The organism is Marmoricola sp. Leaf446, assembly GCF_001424755.1.
Lineage (GTDB): Bacteria > Actinomycetota > Actinomycetes > Propionibacteriales > Nocardioidaceae > Marmoricola.
In genome coordinates, this window is the sequence record NZ_LMRF01000003.1 from 47486 (window position 1) to 62340 (window position 14855).

A 14855-nucleotide genomic window follows, 5' to 3' on the forward strand; every position below is an offset into this window, starting at 1 on the left:
TCAGGAACGACCTCGCGGGGCGCGTGGGAGGAGCGCGAGCTGGCGCGACTGGGCCACGAGGTGGCCGGCCTCGTCCCAGACCTCGCAGTCCTCCTCGAAGCTCCCGCCGGCGACCGTCCGGGTGGCGTGGCGGACCCGCAGCCAGCCGTCGACCGGCCGCTGCCGCACGTGCACGGTGAGCTCCACCGTGGGTGCCCACCCGGGTAACCCCAGGTCGAAGCTGACCGGGGGCAGGGCGTCCACGACGACCAGCAACGACCAGGGGTCGGGCGGCCGGTGGTCGGCCAGGCGCATCCAGCCCTGCACCACCCCGGCCCGGCTCGGTCGCCCGACCGCCCATCCGGCGTACGCCGGGTCCAGGCGCAGGTCCAGCCGCTGCATCAGCGGCGGCGCGAGGCGTCCGCCGTCGGGGGCGTCGGAGGCGCTGACGCACTGCTCCACCGGCGGCAGGTCGACGGGCGCGGGCTGGCGTCGTACGGCCTCGACGGCGGCGTCGGACGCGGGCGCCCCGCCGTCCGCCACGGCGCCGAGGACCGCCAGCACGGTGAGCCGGTCGACCTCGACGCCGTCCTGCTCCTGGCTCAGCGTCGCGGCCACCGTCGAGCGGCGACCGCCGGTGCGCAGCACCCGGGTGCGGACCGTCGCCGCGCCGGGCACGCTCGGAGACAGGTAGTAGCCGCTGGCGCTCACCGGGTCGAGGTGGCCGACCTCGGCCAGCTCGGCGCGCAGCGCGGCCGTCGCCACGGCGAGCACGTAGCCGCCGTTGACACCGCCGCCGACCACCCAGCCCGCGTCGAGGTCGGCGGCGTACGCGCCCCCGCCCACGGGGGTCACGGCGGCGGTGCGGTCGAGCTCGAAGGTCATGGCGCCAGGCTAGGTGGGCGGCGGCACGGGGCTGCCTCCGGTCGCCCCCTTCACCTCGCGCCACGTGCCGCCTACATTGAGGGTGCTGGCCACCGGGCGTCGCGACGGGGGCCGACGGGTGCCACGGGGGTGGAGAGGTGGCGGCGATGGGCTCCTCAGGTGCTGCGCCGGCGGCGGTCGACGAGGTCCTCCGCGTGCTGGCCCGGGCCGACGACGTCGACTTCCAGGACCTGCTGCGACTCGCGGCGGGGCTGTGCGACGCGGAGGCCGCCGGGGTGACCATCCGCCGCGAGGAGATCTTCCACGTGCCGCTGACCTACGGCATCGAGCCGTTCGTGTGCCCGGCCGACGACACCTTCTGCGCCACCGTGATGGACCGCGACGAGGTGGTCGTGGTCCGCGACGCGCAGGACCACGCGGCGTACCGCACCATCAGCTGGGTCGACGGCACCCGCGCCAGCAGCCGGTTCTACGCCTCGGCCCCGCTGCACACCCCCGACGGCGTCTCGCTCGGCCGGTTGTGCGTCATCGACCCCCGGCCCCACGACCTGGGTCCGATGCAGCGACGCTCGCTCTCCACCCTCGCCGCCAGCGTGGCCCAGCTGATCGAGCTGCGGCTGCGGCGCGAGGCCGACCCGGGCATCACCCGGCCCGACGGCGAGGCGGCGACCACCGTCATCAGCCAGATCGCGGCCGAGCTGAGCCACGACATGCGAGTCCCCCTGGCGGCGCTCACGGCCGGCGTCGAGCTGCTCGAGGACCAGCTGGCCGGCCACCGCACCCCCGCGGTCGCCACCCTGCTCGACCGGATGCGCAGCTCGGCCGGCCGGCTGCTGCGGATGCTCGAGCAGAACCTCGACGTCGACCCCGTGGAGACCCGGCGCGGCAGCACCGACGTCGACCTCGGTCGGGTCGTCGAGCAGCTGGTCGCCGACTCCGCCCACGTGCTGGACCCCGTCGGCGCGGTCGTGGAGACGCGCAACCTCCCGGTCGTGCGGGCCGATCCCGACGCGATGTACTCCGTGCTGCAGAACCTGCTGGGCAACGCGGTGAAGTTCGCCCGCCCCGACGTCGCGCCCTGGATCCGGGTGACCGCGCGACGCCGTCCCGGGGGCTACCGGATCGCGGTCCGCGACAACGGCGTCGGCATCCCCGACGAGCGCCGGGTGCAGGCGTTCGCGCTGTTCCAGCGCGGTGACCACGACGTCGAGGGGCACGGCATCGGGCTGGCGACCGTGTCCCGGCTGGTGCGTGCCCACGGCGGCCGCGCCGGGATCGAGTCGGTGCCCGAGGGCGGCACCGAGGTCTGGTTCGAGCTGCCCGACCAGACCGGACCCGCGGCGTCGCCGACCACTGGCTAGCGTCGGGGGCATGACGAACCCCGACCTCGGCACCCTCGGCTCCCTGCCCGTCCACCGCGTGGGCTACGGCGCGATGCAGCTGCCCGGCCCGGGCGTGATGGGTCCGCCGCGCGACCGCGACGAGGCGCTGGCCGTGCTGCGGCGAGCCGTCGAGCTGGGCGTCGACCACGTCGACACCTCGCAGTTCTACGGCCCCGACGTCGCCAACGAGCTGATCCACGACGCCCTGCACCCCTACCCCGAGCCGCTCGTGCTGGTCTCCAAGGTCGGCGCCCGCCGCGACGCCGAGGGCGCCTGGCTCCCCGCCCAGCGGCCCGAGGAGCTGCGCCGCGGGGTCGAGGACAACCTGCGCACGCTCGACGTCGAGCGGCTCGGCGCGGTCAACCTGCGGCTGATGGACGCCGGCCACGACGTGCCGGCCGACCAGCTGGTGCCGCTGGAGGACCAGCTCGCCGAGATGGTGGCGCTGCGCGAGGAGGGCAAGATCGCCGGCGTCGGCCTCTCCAACGTGACGCTCGACCAGGTGCGGACGGCCGCGGAGACCACCGAGGTCGTCTGCGTGCAGAACCCCTTCAGCCTCGTCGACCAGCACGACCTCGACGTGCTCGAGCTGTGCGCCGGGCTCGGCATCGCCTACGTGCCGTTCTTCCCGCTCGGCTCGGCCTTCCCCGGCATGCCCAAGGTGAGCGAGGACCCGCGGGTCCTCGCGGTGGCCGAGCGCCGCGGCGTCACGCCGGCCCAGGTCGGCCTCGCCTGGCTGCTCGCGCTGCGCGAGAACGTGCTGCTCATCCCGGGCACGTCGCGGGTGGCGCACCTCGAGGAGAACCTCGCCGTGCGCGACGTCGAGCTGACCGGGGAGGACCTGGCCGAGCTCGCCGGCTGAGCCCACCGGGCGCCCCCGTTGGGGTCAGGGGCGCTCAGCGCTCGCCGGCGAGCAGCGGCTCGAGGGTGAGGTCGGGGTGGTCCCGCTCCATCACGCTCATCCGCCACTTGTCCGGCGCCAGCACCAGCAGGGTGCCGTCGTTGCGCTCGAGCACCTCCACCCCACGGACGCCCGCGAAGGTCGGCGCCGACGCCGCGTCGGTGCGCCGGGCCTGGCTGTAGCCGAGGGTCTCCAGGCGGATCGCCGCGCCGAACTCGTCGGCCATCCGGGCCGAGGCGACCTCGAACTGCATCGGGCCCACCGCAGCGAGCACCGGCGACTGGTTGCCGCGCAGGTCCGAGCGCAGCACCTGCACCACGCCCTCGCCGTCGAGCTGGTCGATGCCGCGCTGGAACTGCTTGAACCGACCCCGGTCGACGGCCGTCGCCACCGCGAAGTGCTCGGGGGCGAAGGTCGCGATGGGCGGGAACTGCACCGGCTCGTCGACGTAGATGGTGTCGCCGATCTTGAGCGCGTTGGCGTTGACCAGGCCCACGATGTCGCCGGGGTACGCCGTGTCGAGGACCGCCCGGTCGCGGCCGAACACGCTCTGGGCGTACTTCGTCGCGAACGGCCGGCCGCTCTGCGCGTGCACCACGACCATGCCGCGCTCGAAGACGCCCGAGCAGACCCGGGCGAACGCCAGCCGGTCGCGGTGGTTGGTGTCCATGCCGGCCTGCACCTTGAACACGAACGCGCTGAAGGGCGCGGTCACCTCGCGGACCTCGGCGAGGCGGCCGTCGGCGTCCTCCGTGCCGTGGTGGAACGGCGCCGCGGGGGGCGCCAGCTCGACCAGCGTCTCCAGGATGGTGGCCACGCCGAAGTTGAGGATGGCCGAGGCGAAGAGCACGGGCGTGGTGAACCCCGACAGGAAGAGGTCCTGGTCGTGGTCGGCGCCGTCGGCCGCCAGCAGCTCGGACTCCTCGACGCTGGTCGTCCAGACGTCACCCTCGCGCTGCTCCGCCGTGCCGGCGTCCATCCGCTCCTCCGGGGCACGGGTGGCGCCGCCGGCGGTGCGGGTGTAGGCGACGTAGCCGCCGGTGCGCCGGTCGAGCACGCCGCGGAAGTCGCCCGCGATGCCGACCGGCCAGGTCAGGGGGGTCGGCACCAGCCCGATCTGGTCCTGGATCTCCTCCATCAGCGCGAGCGGGTCCAGGCCCGGCCGGTCCCACTTGTTGATGACGGTGATGACGGGGATGCCGCGGGCCTTGCAGACCCGGAAGAGCTTGAGCGTCTGCGGCTCCAGGCCCTTGGCCGCGTCGACCAGCATCACCGCGGCGTCGACGGCCGAGAGCACGCGGTAGGTGTCCTCGGAGAAGTCGGAGTGGCCCGGGGTGTCGACGAGGTTGACGACGTGGTCGCCGTAGGCGAACTGCAGCGCCGCGGAGGTGATGGAGATGCCGCGGGCCTTCTCCATGTCCATCCAGTCCGAGACGGTCGCGCGGCGGCCGGCCTTGCCGTGGACCGCACCCGCCTCGTTGATGACCTGCGCGTGCAGGGCCAGCGCCTCGGTCAGCGTCGACTTGCCCGCGTCGGGGTGGCTGATGACGGCGAACGTGCGGCGACGCAGCGCCTCCCGGCGTACGTCGTCGGTGGCGGGCTGCGAGGCGGTCTGCGAGGCGGGCGGCCTGGCGTCGGTGGGCGTGGAGATGACGGGTCCTGGGTTCTCGTGGGCGGGCAGCCCCCCATGCTACGTCGGCGGGCGGCTCACCCCGCCGGGCAGCGGGGGTAGAGCGCCCGGGTCGGGAACAGCCCCGGCGAGGCGTACGCCGCGGGGTCGGTGAAGCGGCAGCCGTACGTCGGGGCGGCGACCGTCGACGCGGTCAGCACGTCGTCGCCGGCCGGACGCGCGACCGGGCGGCCCTTCGCGAGCCCGCGGCCGGGGCGCCGCGACTCCACCCAGCGGGTCAGGTCGTCCCAGGCGCGGCCCACCTCGGCGGGCGTGAACTCGCAGTGGCCGGCGGCGCGGACGGCCCGCTGCACCAGCAGGTCCGAGCGTCCCTGGCGGGCGACCTCACGGCGGTAGACCTGCTCCATCGAGAACGGCACGAACAGGTCGCCGAGGCCGTGCAGCGTCATCACCGGCACCCGCGGCCGGCCCTCGATGCGGGGCACCTGGGTGAGGCGGTGGGTGCGCCGGGACACCGGGTCGGTCGGCGCCACCCGCTGCACGCTTGCGTTGACGTCGACCGGGGTGTTGGGCGCGTAGGTGGTGCGGAGGTTCTGGGCGAGACGGCCGGCGTTCTCCGACAGCGGGCCGCCGTTGTCGGGCGTGTAGAGCGTGAACAGGAAGTCCTTCCAGACCGCGAAGGCCTGGTCGGCGCCGGGGCGCGGGCCGCCGGAGAGGTTCGTGGTGACCGCGCGCAGCTGCTTGCCGAGCTCGTTGGTGGTGTCCGGCCCGCCCGGCCGCAGCCCGGCCAACCCCAGCCGCTGCTGGATCACCGGCACGTCGGTAGTGAGGTAGTCGGCCGGCGGCGGGTAGACCTGGCGGTCGGCGAGGTCCTGGGCCACCAGGTTGTAGCCCAGGAAGTAGTCGAACAGCTCCTGGTCGCCCAGCACGCCGCACATCGGCAGCGCGCCGTCGTACTCCCGGGGGTACTGCTCGAGCGAGCGGCCGATGACGTGGCCGCCCATCGAGACCCCGGCGAGGTAGGTGCGGCGCGGCTCGCGGCCGAGCTTCCTCGCCGCGAGGTCGGCCAGGCCCTTGGTCGTGGTGACGCCGGTGCGGACGTCGTAGGCGTTCTGGGCGTAGCTCGACGCGGCCCAGGCGTAGCCCTGGCGCAGCAGCCGCTCGCGCAGCCCGAACTGCGGCGCGTCGACAGTGAGGACCCGGCCGGTGCCGCGGTAGCCGTGGGCCCACATCACCAGCTCGCCGTTCCAGCGGGCGGGCACCTCGAGGTCGTACGCCGCGTGCTGGTGCACGCCCTGGACCACCCGGGTGGGGCGGCCGTCGACGACCAGCGGCGCCAGCGGCGGGTTGGCGATCGTGTAGCCCGGCAGCGGCTGGTCGCCGGGGACCGATGCCGGCCGACCCGCCTGCCGGACCTCGGCGACGCCGGTGCCCGGCACCAGCGCCAGGGTGGTGGCCGCGGTGACGGCGGCGAGCGCGCCGGCGAGGGCGCGGCGGTGACGGACCAGCATGACGGCCTCCGAGCAGGACGTGACGGGCGTCACAGTGGCGCCCGGCGCTCACCCTAGACCGGCAGGGCCGGGACGTCGCCCCTCGGCGGCCGGTAGCCTCCGCCGGGTGAACCGCAGCCGGGCCCTCTCCCCGTGGCTGCAGGTCCCCGTCGGCCTGGTGCTGCTCGCGGCCGGCCTCTACTCCCCCTGGCTCTTCGACGAGGACCGGCAGCGGGCCGAGGTCATGGCGTCCGACCGGGTCTGCGACCCCGGCACGGCCGTCGGCGCCGACGACTGCCTGGTGCCGGTGCCCGGGAGCCTCACCGACCGCCGCGGTCGCACCTCCCAGCGCTACCACTTCGAGCCGGACGACCCGGCGGTCGACGACGCCTGGGTGCGCTTCTCGGGTGACGAGACCAGCCGGGGCGGGGCGATGCCCACGCTGCTGGCGGGGGCTCCCGTGACGGCGTTGTACGCCGGGGACACGGTCGTGGCGTTCGACGTCGACGGCGAGCGGGTGGTCGAGATGTCGGGCGAGCCCGGCCGTGACCGGACCACCCTGTGGGCCGGCCTCTGGCTCGGCTCGCTCGGCGCGTTGATGCTGCTCGGCGTCTGGCACCGCCGCACCTCCTGGGACGACTTCCCCCGGCGGGGGCGGACCGGCCTCGTCGGCGCGACCCTGACGACCGTCATGCTCGCGTCGTTCTGCGCCTTCTTCGCCGGCTCGCTGCGGGCCGAGCTCATCACGTTCGGCGTGGTCGCCGGCCCGGTGGCGCTGCTCGTGCTGTGGGGCCGGTGGCGGACGCGTCGCCGGACGCAGCGGTGGTCCGCCTAGCGCGGGAACGCTCCCGCCAGGTCCCGGCGCACGATCCGGGCGCGCGTCATCAGGCGCAGCATGACGGCGTTGGTCACGGCCTGCCCGGCCATCAGCCCGATCAGCACCAGCACCTGGGCCGAGGCCGCCTCCAGGGGCGTCCCGCCGCCGAGCAGCACCCCGATGAAGGCGCCGGGCAGCGTCACCAGGCCGACGGTGCGGGTCTGGTCGATGCCGGGCACCAGCGCCTCCCGGGCCGAGGGCTGGACCACCAGGAAGGCCGCCTCGTGCTGCGGCAGCCCCAGGGCGAGGGCGGCCTCGTAGCGGCCGTGCTGCTGCACCAGCTCGTCGGAGGTACGCCGCCCGGTCAGCGTCGCCGCCGTCATGGTCCCGCCGACGACGATGCCGGCCACCGGCACGATCCCGGCGCCGGAGAAGGGGATGACGCCCGAGCCGAGGCTGAGCACCAACACGGGCAGCGCCCCCGCCGCCACGGCGAGGCCGACCCACCCGGCCTGTCGGGCCGGCACGTCGACCCGCCTCGTCGCGGTGGCCACCGCCACGGCGTACATCACCAGGACGACCAGCAGCGACCACCAGACCGACGCGAGCGCGGCCGCGATCACGAGCGAGACGGCCGCGAGCTGCACCACCGCCCGCACCGCCGCGACCAGCTGCTCGCGGGCCACGCCGGTGCGGGCGAGCACCGAGACGCCGACCGCCAGGGCGACGAGCAGCACCAGCACCACGGCCAGGCGCCAGTCGGGCGCCGGCGCGACGGACTCGACGAGCGGGATCACGCCGCTCAGGCTAGGCGGGGGCGCTCGTCGCCGGGTCGCCGTGGCCGTCAGACGTTGAAGCGGAACTCCACGACGTCGCCGTCGGCCATGACGTAGTCCTTGCCCTCCATGCGCACCTTGCCGGCGCTCTTGGCGGCGGCCATGGAGCCGGCCTCGACGAGGTCGTCGAAGGAGACGATCTCGGCCTTGATGAAGCCCTTCTGGAAGTCGGTGTGGATGACGCCGGCGGCCTCGGGTGCGGTGGCGCCCTTGCGGACGGTCCAGGCGCGGGACTCCTTGGGGCCGGCGGTGAGGTAGGTCTGCAGGCCGAGGGTGTCGAAGCCGACCCGGGCCAGGACGTCGAGCCCGGGCTCGTCGACGCCGGTCTCGGCGAGCATCTCGCGGGCCTCGTCGTCGTCGCCGAGCTCGACCAGCTCGGCCTCGAACTTGGCGTCGAGGAAGATCGCCTCGGCCGGGGCGACGATGTCGCGCATCCGCTGCTTGAGCTCCTCGTCGCCGAGCTCGTCGGCGTCGCAGTTGAAGACGTAGATGTAGGGCTTGGCGGTCAGCAGCGACAGCTCGCGGACGAGGTCGCGGTCGATCTTCGTCGAGCTGATCGGTGTACCGGCCTCCAGGGCCTCGAGGGCCTCCCGAGCGGCGGCGAGGTTGGCGGCCCTGGCCTTGTCACCGCGGGCCTCCTTCTCCAGCCGGGGCACCGCCTTCTCGACCGTCTGCAGGTCGGCGAGGATCATCTCGGTCTGGATCGTGGAGATGTCCGAGGCGGGGTCGACCTTGCCGTCGACGTGGGTGACGTCCTCGTCGCGGAAGACGCGGGTGACCTGGCAGATGGCCGAGGACTCCCGGATGTGGGAGAGGAACTTGTTGCCCAGGCCCTCCCCCTGGGAGGCGCCGGCGACGATGCCGGCGATGTCGACGAACTCCACCGTGGCGGGCAGGACCTTGGCCGACGAGAAGATCCCGGCGAGCACGCCGAGGCGGCTGTCGGGGACCCCGACGACGCCGACGTTGGGCTCGATCGTCGCGAACGGGTAGTTCGCCGCGAGCACGTCGTTCTTGGTCAGCGCGTTGAAGAGGGTCGACTTGCCGGCGTTGGGGAGTCCGACGATCCCGATGGTGAGGGCCACGGGCGGCGAGTCTACGAGCGCAGGCACCGGGTCGCCGAATCGTCGCCGTACGCCCGGACGAGTGGGCCCGACCGGTGTGGCGCGCGTCACGACGGGGTAGACAAGGGGCATGACGAACCTGGCCGACAACCTGACCGCGACCGCCGAGCGGTTCCCCGACCGCCCCGCCATCAAGCTCGACGACCTGGTGCTGACGTGGTCCGACGTGCAGGCCGGGGCGCAGCGCGTCGCCGGGATGCTGCGCAGCAAGGGCATCGGCCCGGGCGACCGCGTCGGGATGGTGCTGCCCAACGTGCCGCCGTTCCCGGTCATCTTCTACGGCGCGCTCACCGTCGGCGCGGTCGTGGTGCCGATGAACCCGCTGCTCAAGGGCCGCGAGGTGAAGTACTACCTCGAGGACTCCGGCGCCTCGATCGTCTTCGCCTGGAAGGACATGGCCGAGGAGGCCGGCAAGGGCGCCTCGGAGGTCGGCATCGAGTGCGTCGAGGTCGGCACCGACTTCGCCGACGTGCTGGCCCAGCACGAGCCCGTCACCGAGGTGGTCAGCCGCGAGGACGACGACGACGTGGTGCTGCTCTACACCTCCGGCACCACCGGGCAGCCCAAGGGCGCCCAGCTGACCCACCACAGCATGAGCACCAACGCCGCCACCAGCGCCGAGACGCTGATCGAGATCACCGAGGGCGACGTCGTGATGGGCTGCCTGCCCCTCTTCCACGTCTTCGGGCTCACCTGCGGCCTCAACGCCTCGGTGCTCAAGGGCTCCTGCCTCACCCTGGTCCCCCGCTTCGACCCCGAGAAGGCGCTCGAGGTCGTGGGCCGCGACAAGGTGACCGTCTTCGAGGGCGTCCCGACCATGTACGCCGCGCTGCTGCACGCCAAGGGCGCGGACGCGGCCGACATGTCGAGCCTGCGCACCTGCATCTCCGGCGGCTCGGCGATGCCGGTCGAGGTGATGAAGAGCTTCGAGAAGAAGTTCGACTGCATCGTGCTCGAGGGCTACGGCCTCTCCGAGACCTCGCCGGTCGCGTCCTTCAACCAGCCCGGGCAGGAGCGCAAGCCCGGCTCCATCGGCACCGAGGTCCGGGGCTGCGAGATGAAGGTCGTCGACGACGACGGCAACGAGGTCCCCCAGGGCGAGAAGGGCGAGATCGTCATCAAGGGCGAGAACGTCATGAAGGGGTACTGGGGCCGCGACGAGGCGACCGCCGAGTCGATCAAGGACGGCTGGTTCTCCACCGGCGACGTCGCCACGCGAGACGAGGACGGCTACTTCTTCATCGTCGACCGCAAGAAGGACCTCATCATCCGCGGCGGCTACAACGTCTACCCGCGCGAGGTCGAGGAAGCGCTCTACGAGCACGAGGCCGTGCGGGAGGTGGCCGTGATCGGCATCAAGGACGACTCGCTCGGCGAGGAGGTCGGCGCCGCCGTCGCGCTCAAGGAGGGCGCCACGGTCGAGGTCGAGGAGCTCCAGGCGTTCGCCAAGGAGCGGCTCGCCGCCTACAAGTACCCCCGCGCGGTGTGGATCGTCGAGGAGCTCCCCAAGGGCCCCACCGGCAAGATCCTGCGCCGCGAGGTCAACGCACCCGAGGACGGATCCTGATGACTGCCACGACCGAGAAGCCCGCCGTCGAGACACCCGCGCAGCGGGCCTCCGAGGAGCAGCCGGCCGAGAAGAAGCCGGCGGCGAAGAAGTCCTCGCCGACCAAGAAGGCAGCTGCGAGGAAGGCGAGCCCGAAGGGCACCACCGAGGCGAGCAAGAAGGCGCCGGCTGCGTCGTCGGCGTCGTCGGCGTCGTCGGACGCGGCGGAGCGTCGGATGCACCGCCAGGACGAGTCGCAGGAGCAGGCCGAGACCTCGGCCAGCACCCCGCTCGCCACCCCGCTCGACCTGCTGCTGGCCGACGCCGGGACCGGGCCGCTGCGACGGTTCGTGCCCGGGGTCTCCGGCATCAAGTTCACCGCCGGGCTGGTGCGCCACCCCGGCAAGGTCGTACGCCGCACCACCGGGCTCGCCGCCGAGCTGACCCGGGTCGGCCTGGGCCGATCCCGGCTCGCCCCGGCCGAGAAGGACCGCCGCTTCACCGAGGAGGCCTGGGCCCGCAACCCGCTGTTCAAGCGGACCCTCCAGGGCTACCTCGCGCTCGGCGAGGCCGCCCGCGGCCTGGTCGACGACGCCGCGCTGGAGTGGGGCGACGACCAGCGGATCCGCTTCATCATGGACAACCTGGTCGAGGCGGCCGCGCCCAGCAACAACCCGTTCCTCAACCCCAAGGTCATCAAGCGGACGCTGGACACCGGGGGCGGCAACCTCGTCGAGGGCGGCCGTCGGCTGGTGCGCGACTTCGCGACCCCGCCGCGGGTGCCGTCGATGGTCGAGGCCGACGCCTTCGAGGTCGGCAAGGACATCGCCGTCACCCCGGGTGCCGTCGTGTTCCGCACCGACGTCTTCGAGCTGATCCAGTACACCCCGCAGACGCCCAAGGTGCGCGAGGTGCCGGTGCTGATCGTGCCGCCGACGATCAACAAGTACTACGTCATCGACCTCGCCGAGCAGCGCTCCCTCGTCGAGCACCTCGTGCAGTCCGGCCAGCAGGTGTTCTGCATCTCCTGGCGCAACCCCGACGTGCGTCACGCCGACTGGGGCCTGGACACCTACGGCCAGGCGATCCTCGAGGCGATGTCGGCCTGCGAGGACATCTCGCGCCAGGACAAGACCGCGATCTTCGGGATCTGCTCCGGCGGCATGATCGCCTCGATGGTGCTCGCGCACCTGGCCCGCACCGACCAGCTCGACCGCGTGGCGGCGTACAGCCTCGCGGTCACGGTGCTCGACCAGGAGCGCGCCGGCGTGACCAGCGCGCTGCTCTCGCACAAGTCGGCAGCCGCCTCGACGCAGGCGTCGAAGGAGAAGGGCTACCTCGACGGCCGCACGCTGGCGGAGATCTTCGCCTGGCTGCGGCCCAACGACCTGATCTGGAACTACTGGGTCAACAACTACCTGATGGGCCACGCCCCGAAGGCCTTCGACATCCTCTACTGGAACGCCGACCCGGTGCGGATGTCGGCGGCGATGCACCGCGACTTCATGGACCTCGCGATCCGCAACGCCCTGGTCGAGCCCGACGCGGCGTCGATCCTCGACACCCCGGTCGACCTGTCCAAGGTCACCACCGACACCTACGTCGTGGCCGGCATCGCCGACCACCTGTGCAAGTGGGAGTCGTGCTACCAGACCACCCAGCTGCTGGGCGGCGACACCAAGTTCGTGCTGTCGACCAGCGGCCACATCGCCGCCATGGTCAACCCGCCCGGCAACCCCAAGGCCAGCTTCCAGACCTCGCCCTCCGGCGGCGGCCAGCAGGGCACCGACAACCCGGCCGACGCCGCCGCGTGGCTCAGCCAGGCCGTCAAGGTCAAGGGCAGCTGGTGGGACGACTGGACCGGCTGGCTGGCCGAGCGCACCGGCGAGGAGAAGACCAAGCCCCGCCGCTTGGGCAACGCGTCCCACGAGCCGCTCGCGGACGCGCCCGGGACCTACGTCCATGACCGCTGAGCCGCCCCGGGGCTCCTCGGACGAGGGTGACGTGATGACGCCGCGGCGCCGCGACGTCGTGCGCCAGCTCACGGTGCGCGGCATCACCGCGCGTGTCTCGGTGCGGCCGGGTGTGGGGTCCTACGCCGCCAAGCCGCCGCTGCTGCTGTGCAACGGCATCGGGGTCAGCCTCGAGGCGCTGCAGCCGCTGGTCGACCAGCTCCACCCCGACCGCGGCCTGGTGCGCTTCGACGTGCCCGGCATCGGCGGGTCGGCGCTGCCGCCGACGCCGTACCCCATCGCCGCGCTGTCGTCGTGGGTCACCGCCCTGATGGCCAGGCTCGGCCACCGCCGCTTCGACGTCTTCGGGCTGTCGTGGGGCGGCGGGCTGGCGCAGCAGCTGGCGGTGCAGTCGCCGCGCAAGGTGCACCGCGTGGTGCTGGTCGCGACCGGCACGGGGTGCCTGATGGTGCCCGCCTCGCCGCGGGTGCTCGGCATCATGTCGACGCCGCGACGCCACCGCGACCCGGAGTACGCCGCCCGCGTGGCCCCCGAGATCTACGGCGGCTCGATGCGCACCGACCCCGAGCGGGGTGCGGCGCTGCTGCACGCGGCGACCCGGTCGGGCCCCAAGCGCGGCTACTACTACCAGCTGGCCGCGATGGCCGGCTGGACGAGCCTGCCGTTCCTCGGCCTGCTGCGGCAGCCGACGCTGGTGATGGGCGGCGACGACGACCCGATCATCCCGGCGGTCAACCCCCGGATGCAGGCGGCGATGATCCCCCGCGCCCGGCTGCACCTCTACCACGGCGGCCACCTCGGCATCCTGACCGAGGCCGACGAGCTGGCCCCGGTGATCGACGCCTTCCTGGACGAGCCCGACACCCTGAGGAGACCCGCATGAGCGAGCTCGACGGCCAGGTGGACGAGTCCCCCTTCTCCGACTTCCTGGGCTTCGAGCTGCTGCTCGAGGAGCAGGACCGCGAGCTGCTGAGCCGGGTGCGGGCGTGGATGACCCGCGAGGTCGAGCCGGTCATCAACCAGTACTGGACCCGGGCGGAGTTCCCCCACGAGCTGCTGCCCGGCATGGCCGAGCTCGGCATCGCCGGACTGGCGTACGACGGCCCGGGCTGCCCCGCCCGCGGCGCCCTCGTCGACGGGCTGGTCGCCATGGAGCTCGCACGCGTCGACCCCTCGATGGGCACCTTCATGGGCGTCCACGGCGGCCTGGCGATGGGCTCGATCCAGCTCGGCGGCTCCGACGAGCAGCGCGAGCGCTGGCTGCCCGCGATGGCACGGATGGAGCTGATCGGCGCCTTCGGCCTCACCGAGCCCGAGACCGGCTCGGCCATCTCGCAGGGCCTGGCCACCACCGCGACCCGCGACGGCGACGAGTGGGTGCTCAACGGCGACAAGAAGTGGATCGGCAACGCCACCTTCGCCGACCTCATCGTCGTCTGGGCCCGCGACACCGACGACGGCCAGGTCAAGGGCTTCGTGGTGGAGAAGGACACCGAGGGCGTCGAGCTGGTCAAGCAGGAGGACAAGATCGCCCTCCGGGTCGTCCAGAACGCCGAGATCCACCTGCGCGACGCCCGCGTCCCCGAGGCCAACCGGCTGCAGCGCGCCGAGTCCTTCCGCACCACCTCCGACGTGCTGCGCGTGACCCGGATGGGCGTGGCCTGGCAGGCCGCCGGGTGCGCCCGCGGCGCCTTCGAGCACGCCCTGCGCTACACCAAGCAGCGCGAGCAGTTCGGGCGCCCGATCGCCGGCTTCCAGATGGTGCAGGACCTGCTGGTCAAGATGCTCGCCAACGTCACCGCGTCCACCGCCATGAACGCCCGCGCCTCGCAGCTGCAGGACGCCGGCCAGCTGCGCGACGAGCACGCCTCGCTGTGCAAGGCCCACGCGACCGTGCGGATGCGCGAGGCGGTCGGCTGGGCCCGCGAGGTCCTCGGCGGCAACGGCATCCTGCTCGAGCACCACGTCGGCCGCTTCGTCGCCGACGCCGAGGCCATCTACTCCTACGAGGGCACCCGCGAGATCAACACCCTCATCGTCGGGCGGGCGATCACGGGCGAGAGCGCGTTCGTCTAGGGCGTCCTCGCTGGCGGTGCGGGGTGCGCTGCCGGGTGCCGGGTGCGGCGGGTGCGTGCGCGTCGGCGGGTGCGGTGGCGCGTCCGGGGCGGCGGTGCGGTGGCGCGTCATACGAGCTCGTCGTCGGGGCGGCCACCTCGTATGACGCTCCGGGACGCGTCATACGTCCTCGTCGCCCTGGCGGCCCGCTCGTATGACGCACCGACGTCGCGCCCC

Annotated in this window: 12 protein-coding genes; 7 read left to right on the top strand and 5 right to left on the bottom strand. The window is 73.3% G+C overall.

Annotated elements, in window-relative coordinates; all coding sequences use genetic code 11:
- Positions 1 to 864 carry a thioesterase family protein gene (locus tag ASG49_RS10640; protein ID WP_056541465.1) on the bottom strand — a complete coding sequence of 288 codons (864 nt, stop codon included), beginning with the start codon at positions 862 to 864 and terminating at the stop codon, positions 1 to 3.
- 146 nt (positions 865 to 1010) lie between these two features.
- On the opposite strand from ASG49_RS10640, the gene ASG49_RS10645 reads away from it, so the two are divergent.
- Together ASG49_RS10645 and ASG49_RS10650 are read left to right on the top strand one after the other, a co-directional pair.
- A complete protein-coding gene (locus ASG49_RS10645; protein WP_056541468.1) occupies positions 1011 to 2225 on the top strand; it encodes an ATP-binding protein in 1215 nt (404 codons plus the stop codon).
- A gap of 10 nt (positions 2226 to 2235) precedes the next feature.
- Positions 2236 to 3108 carry an oxidoreductase gene (locus ASG49_RS10650; RefSeq protein ID WP_056541471.1) on the top strand — a complete coding sequence of 291 codons (873 nt, stop codon included), beginning with the start codon at positions 2236 to 2238 and terminating at the stop codon, positions 3106 to 3108.
- A gap of 34 nt (positions 3109 to 3142) precedes the next feature.
- Here the strand turns inward: ASG49_RS10650 and ASG49_RS10655 are convergent, their stop codons facing one another.
- A complete protein-coding gene (locus ASG49_RS10655) occupies positions 3143 to 4828 on the bottom strand; it encodes a peptide chain release factor 3 (RefSeq protein WP_369814223.1) in 1686 nt (561 codons plus the stop codon).
- A gap of 26 nt (positions 4829 to 4854) precedes the next feature.
- Complete coding sequence (locus tag ASG49_RS10660; RefSeq protein WP_056541995.1) at positions 4855 to 6288, bottom strand: aromatic ring-opening dioxygenase LigA; 1434 nt, start codon at positions 6286 to 6288, stop codon at positions 4855 to 4857.
- 106 nt (positions 6289 to 6394) lie between these two features.
- Between ASG49_RS10660 and ASG49_RS10665 the strand changes: the two genes are divergently transcribed.
- A complete protein-coding gene (locus ASG49_RS10665; RefSeq protein WP_056541476.1) occupies positions 6395 to 7102 on the top strand; it encodes a hypothetical protein in 708 nt (235 codons plus the stop codon).
- Here the strand turns inward: ASG49_RS10665 and ASG49_RS10670 are convergent.
- A complete protein-coding gene (locus ASG49_RS10670) occupies positions 7099 to 7881 on the bottom strand; it encodes an ABC transporter permease (RefSeq protein ID WP_235562026.1) in 783 nt (260 codons plus the stop codon). The two genes, ASG49_RS10665 and ASG49_RS10670, sit on opposite strands and share 4 nt — an antisense overlap.
- A gap of 47 nt (positions 7882 to 7928) precedes the next feature.
- On the bottom strand, positions 7929 to 9005 hold the full coding sequence (gene ychF / locus ASG49_RS10675; RefSeq protein ID WP_056541481.1) for a redox-regulated ATPase YchF: 1077 nt from the start codon (positions 9003 to 9005) through the stop codon (positions 7929 to 7931).
- Positions 9006 to 9114: 109 nt separating this feature from the next.
- Here ychF and ASG49_RS10680 point away from each other — a divergent pair, with 109 nt between their 5' ends.
- From ASG49_RS10680 to ASG49_RS10700, 4 genes are read left to right on the top strand one after another with little or no spacing between them, the layout of a single operon-like run.
- The gene (locus ASG49_RS10680; protein ID WP_056541484.1) at positions 9115 to 10611 is read left to right on the top strand and encodes a long-chain fatty acid--CoA ligase; all 1497 of its coding nucleotides are present in this window, start codon (positions 9115 to 9117) and stop codon (positions 10609 to 10611) included.
- On the top strand, positions 10611 to 12563 hold the full coding sequence (locus ASG49_RS10690; RefSeq protein ID WP_200936288.1) for an alpha/beta hydrolase: 1953 nt from the start codon (positions 10611 to 10613) through the stop codon (positions 12561 to 12563). Before ASG49_RS10680 ends, ASG49_RS10690 begins: the two co-directional genes overlap by 1 nt.
- Positions 12553 to 13446: an alpha/beta fold hydrolase gene (locus ASG49_RS10695; RefSeq protein ID WP_200936289.1), complete on the top strand. Its 894-nt coding sequence runs from the start codon at positions 12553 to 12555 to the stop codon at positions 13444 to 13446. The genes ASG49_RS10690 and ASG49_RS10695 overlap by 11 nt, the downstream gene beginning before the upstream one ends.
- Entirely contained in the window at positions 13443 to 14639 is a 1197-nt protein-coding gene (locus tag ASG49_RS10700; protein ID WP_056541493.1) for an acyl-CoA dehydrogenase family protein, read from the top strand. Before ASG49_RS10695 ends, ASG49_RS10700 begins: the two co-directional genes overlap by 4 nt.
- The last annotated feature ends 216 nt before the right edge of the window (positions 14640 to 14855 follow it).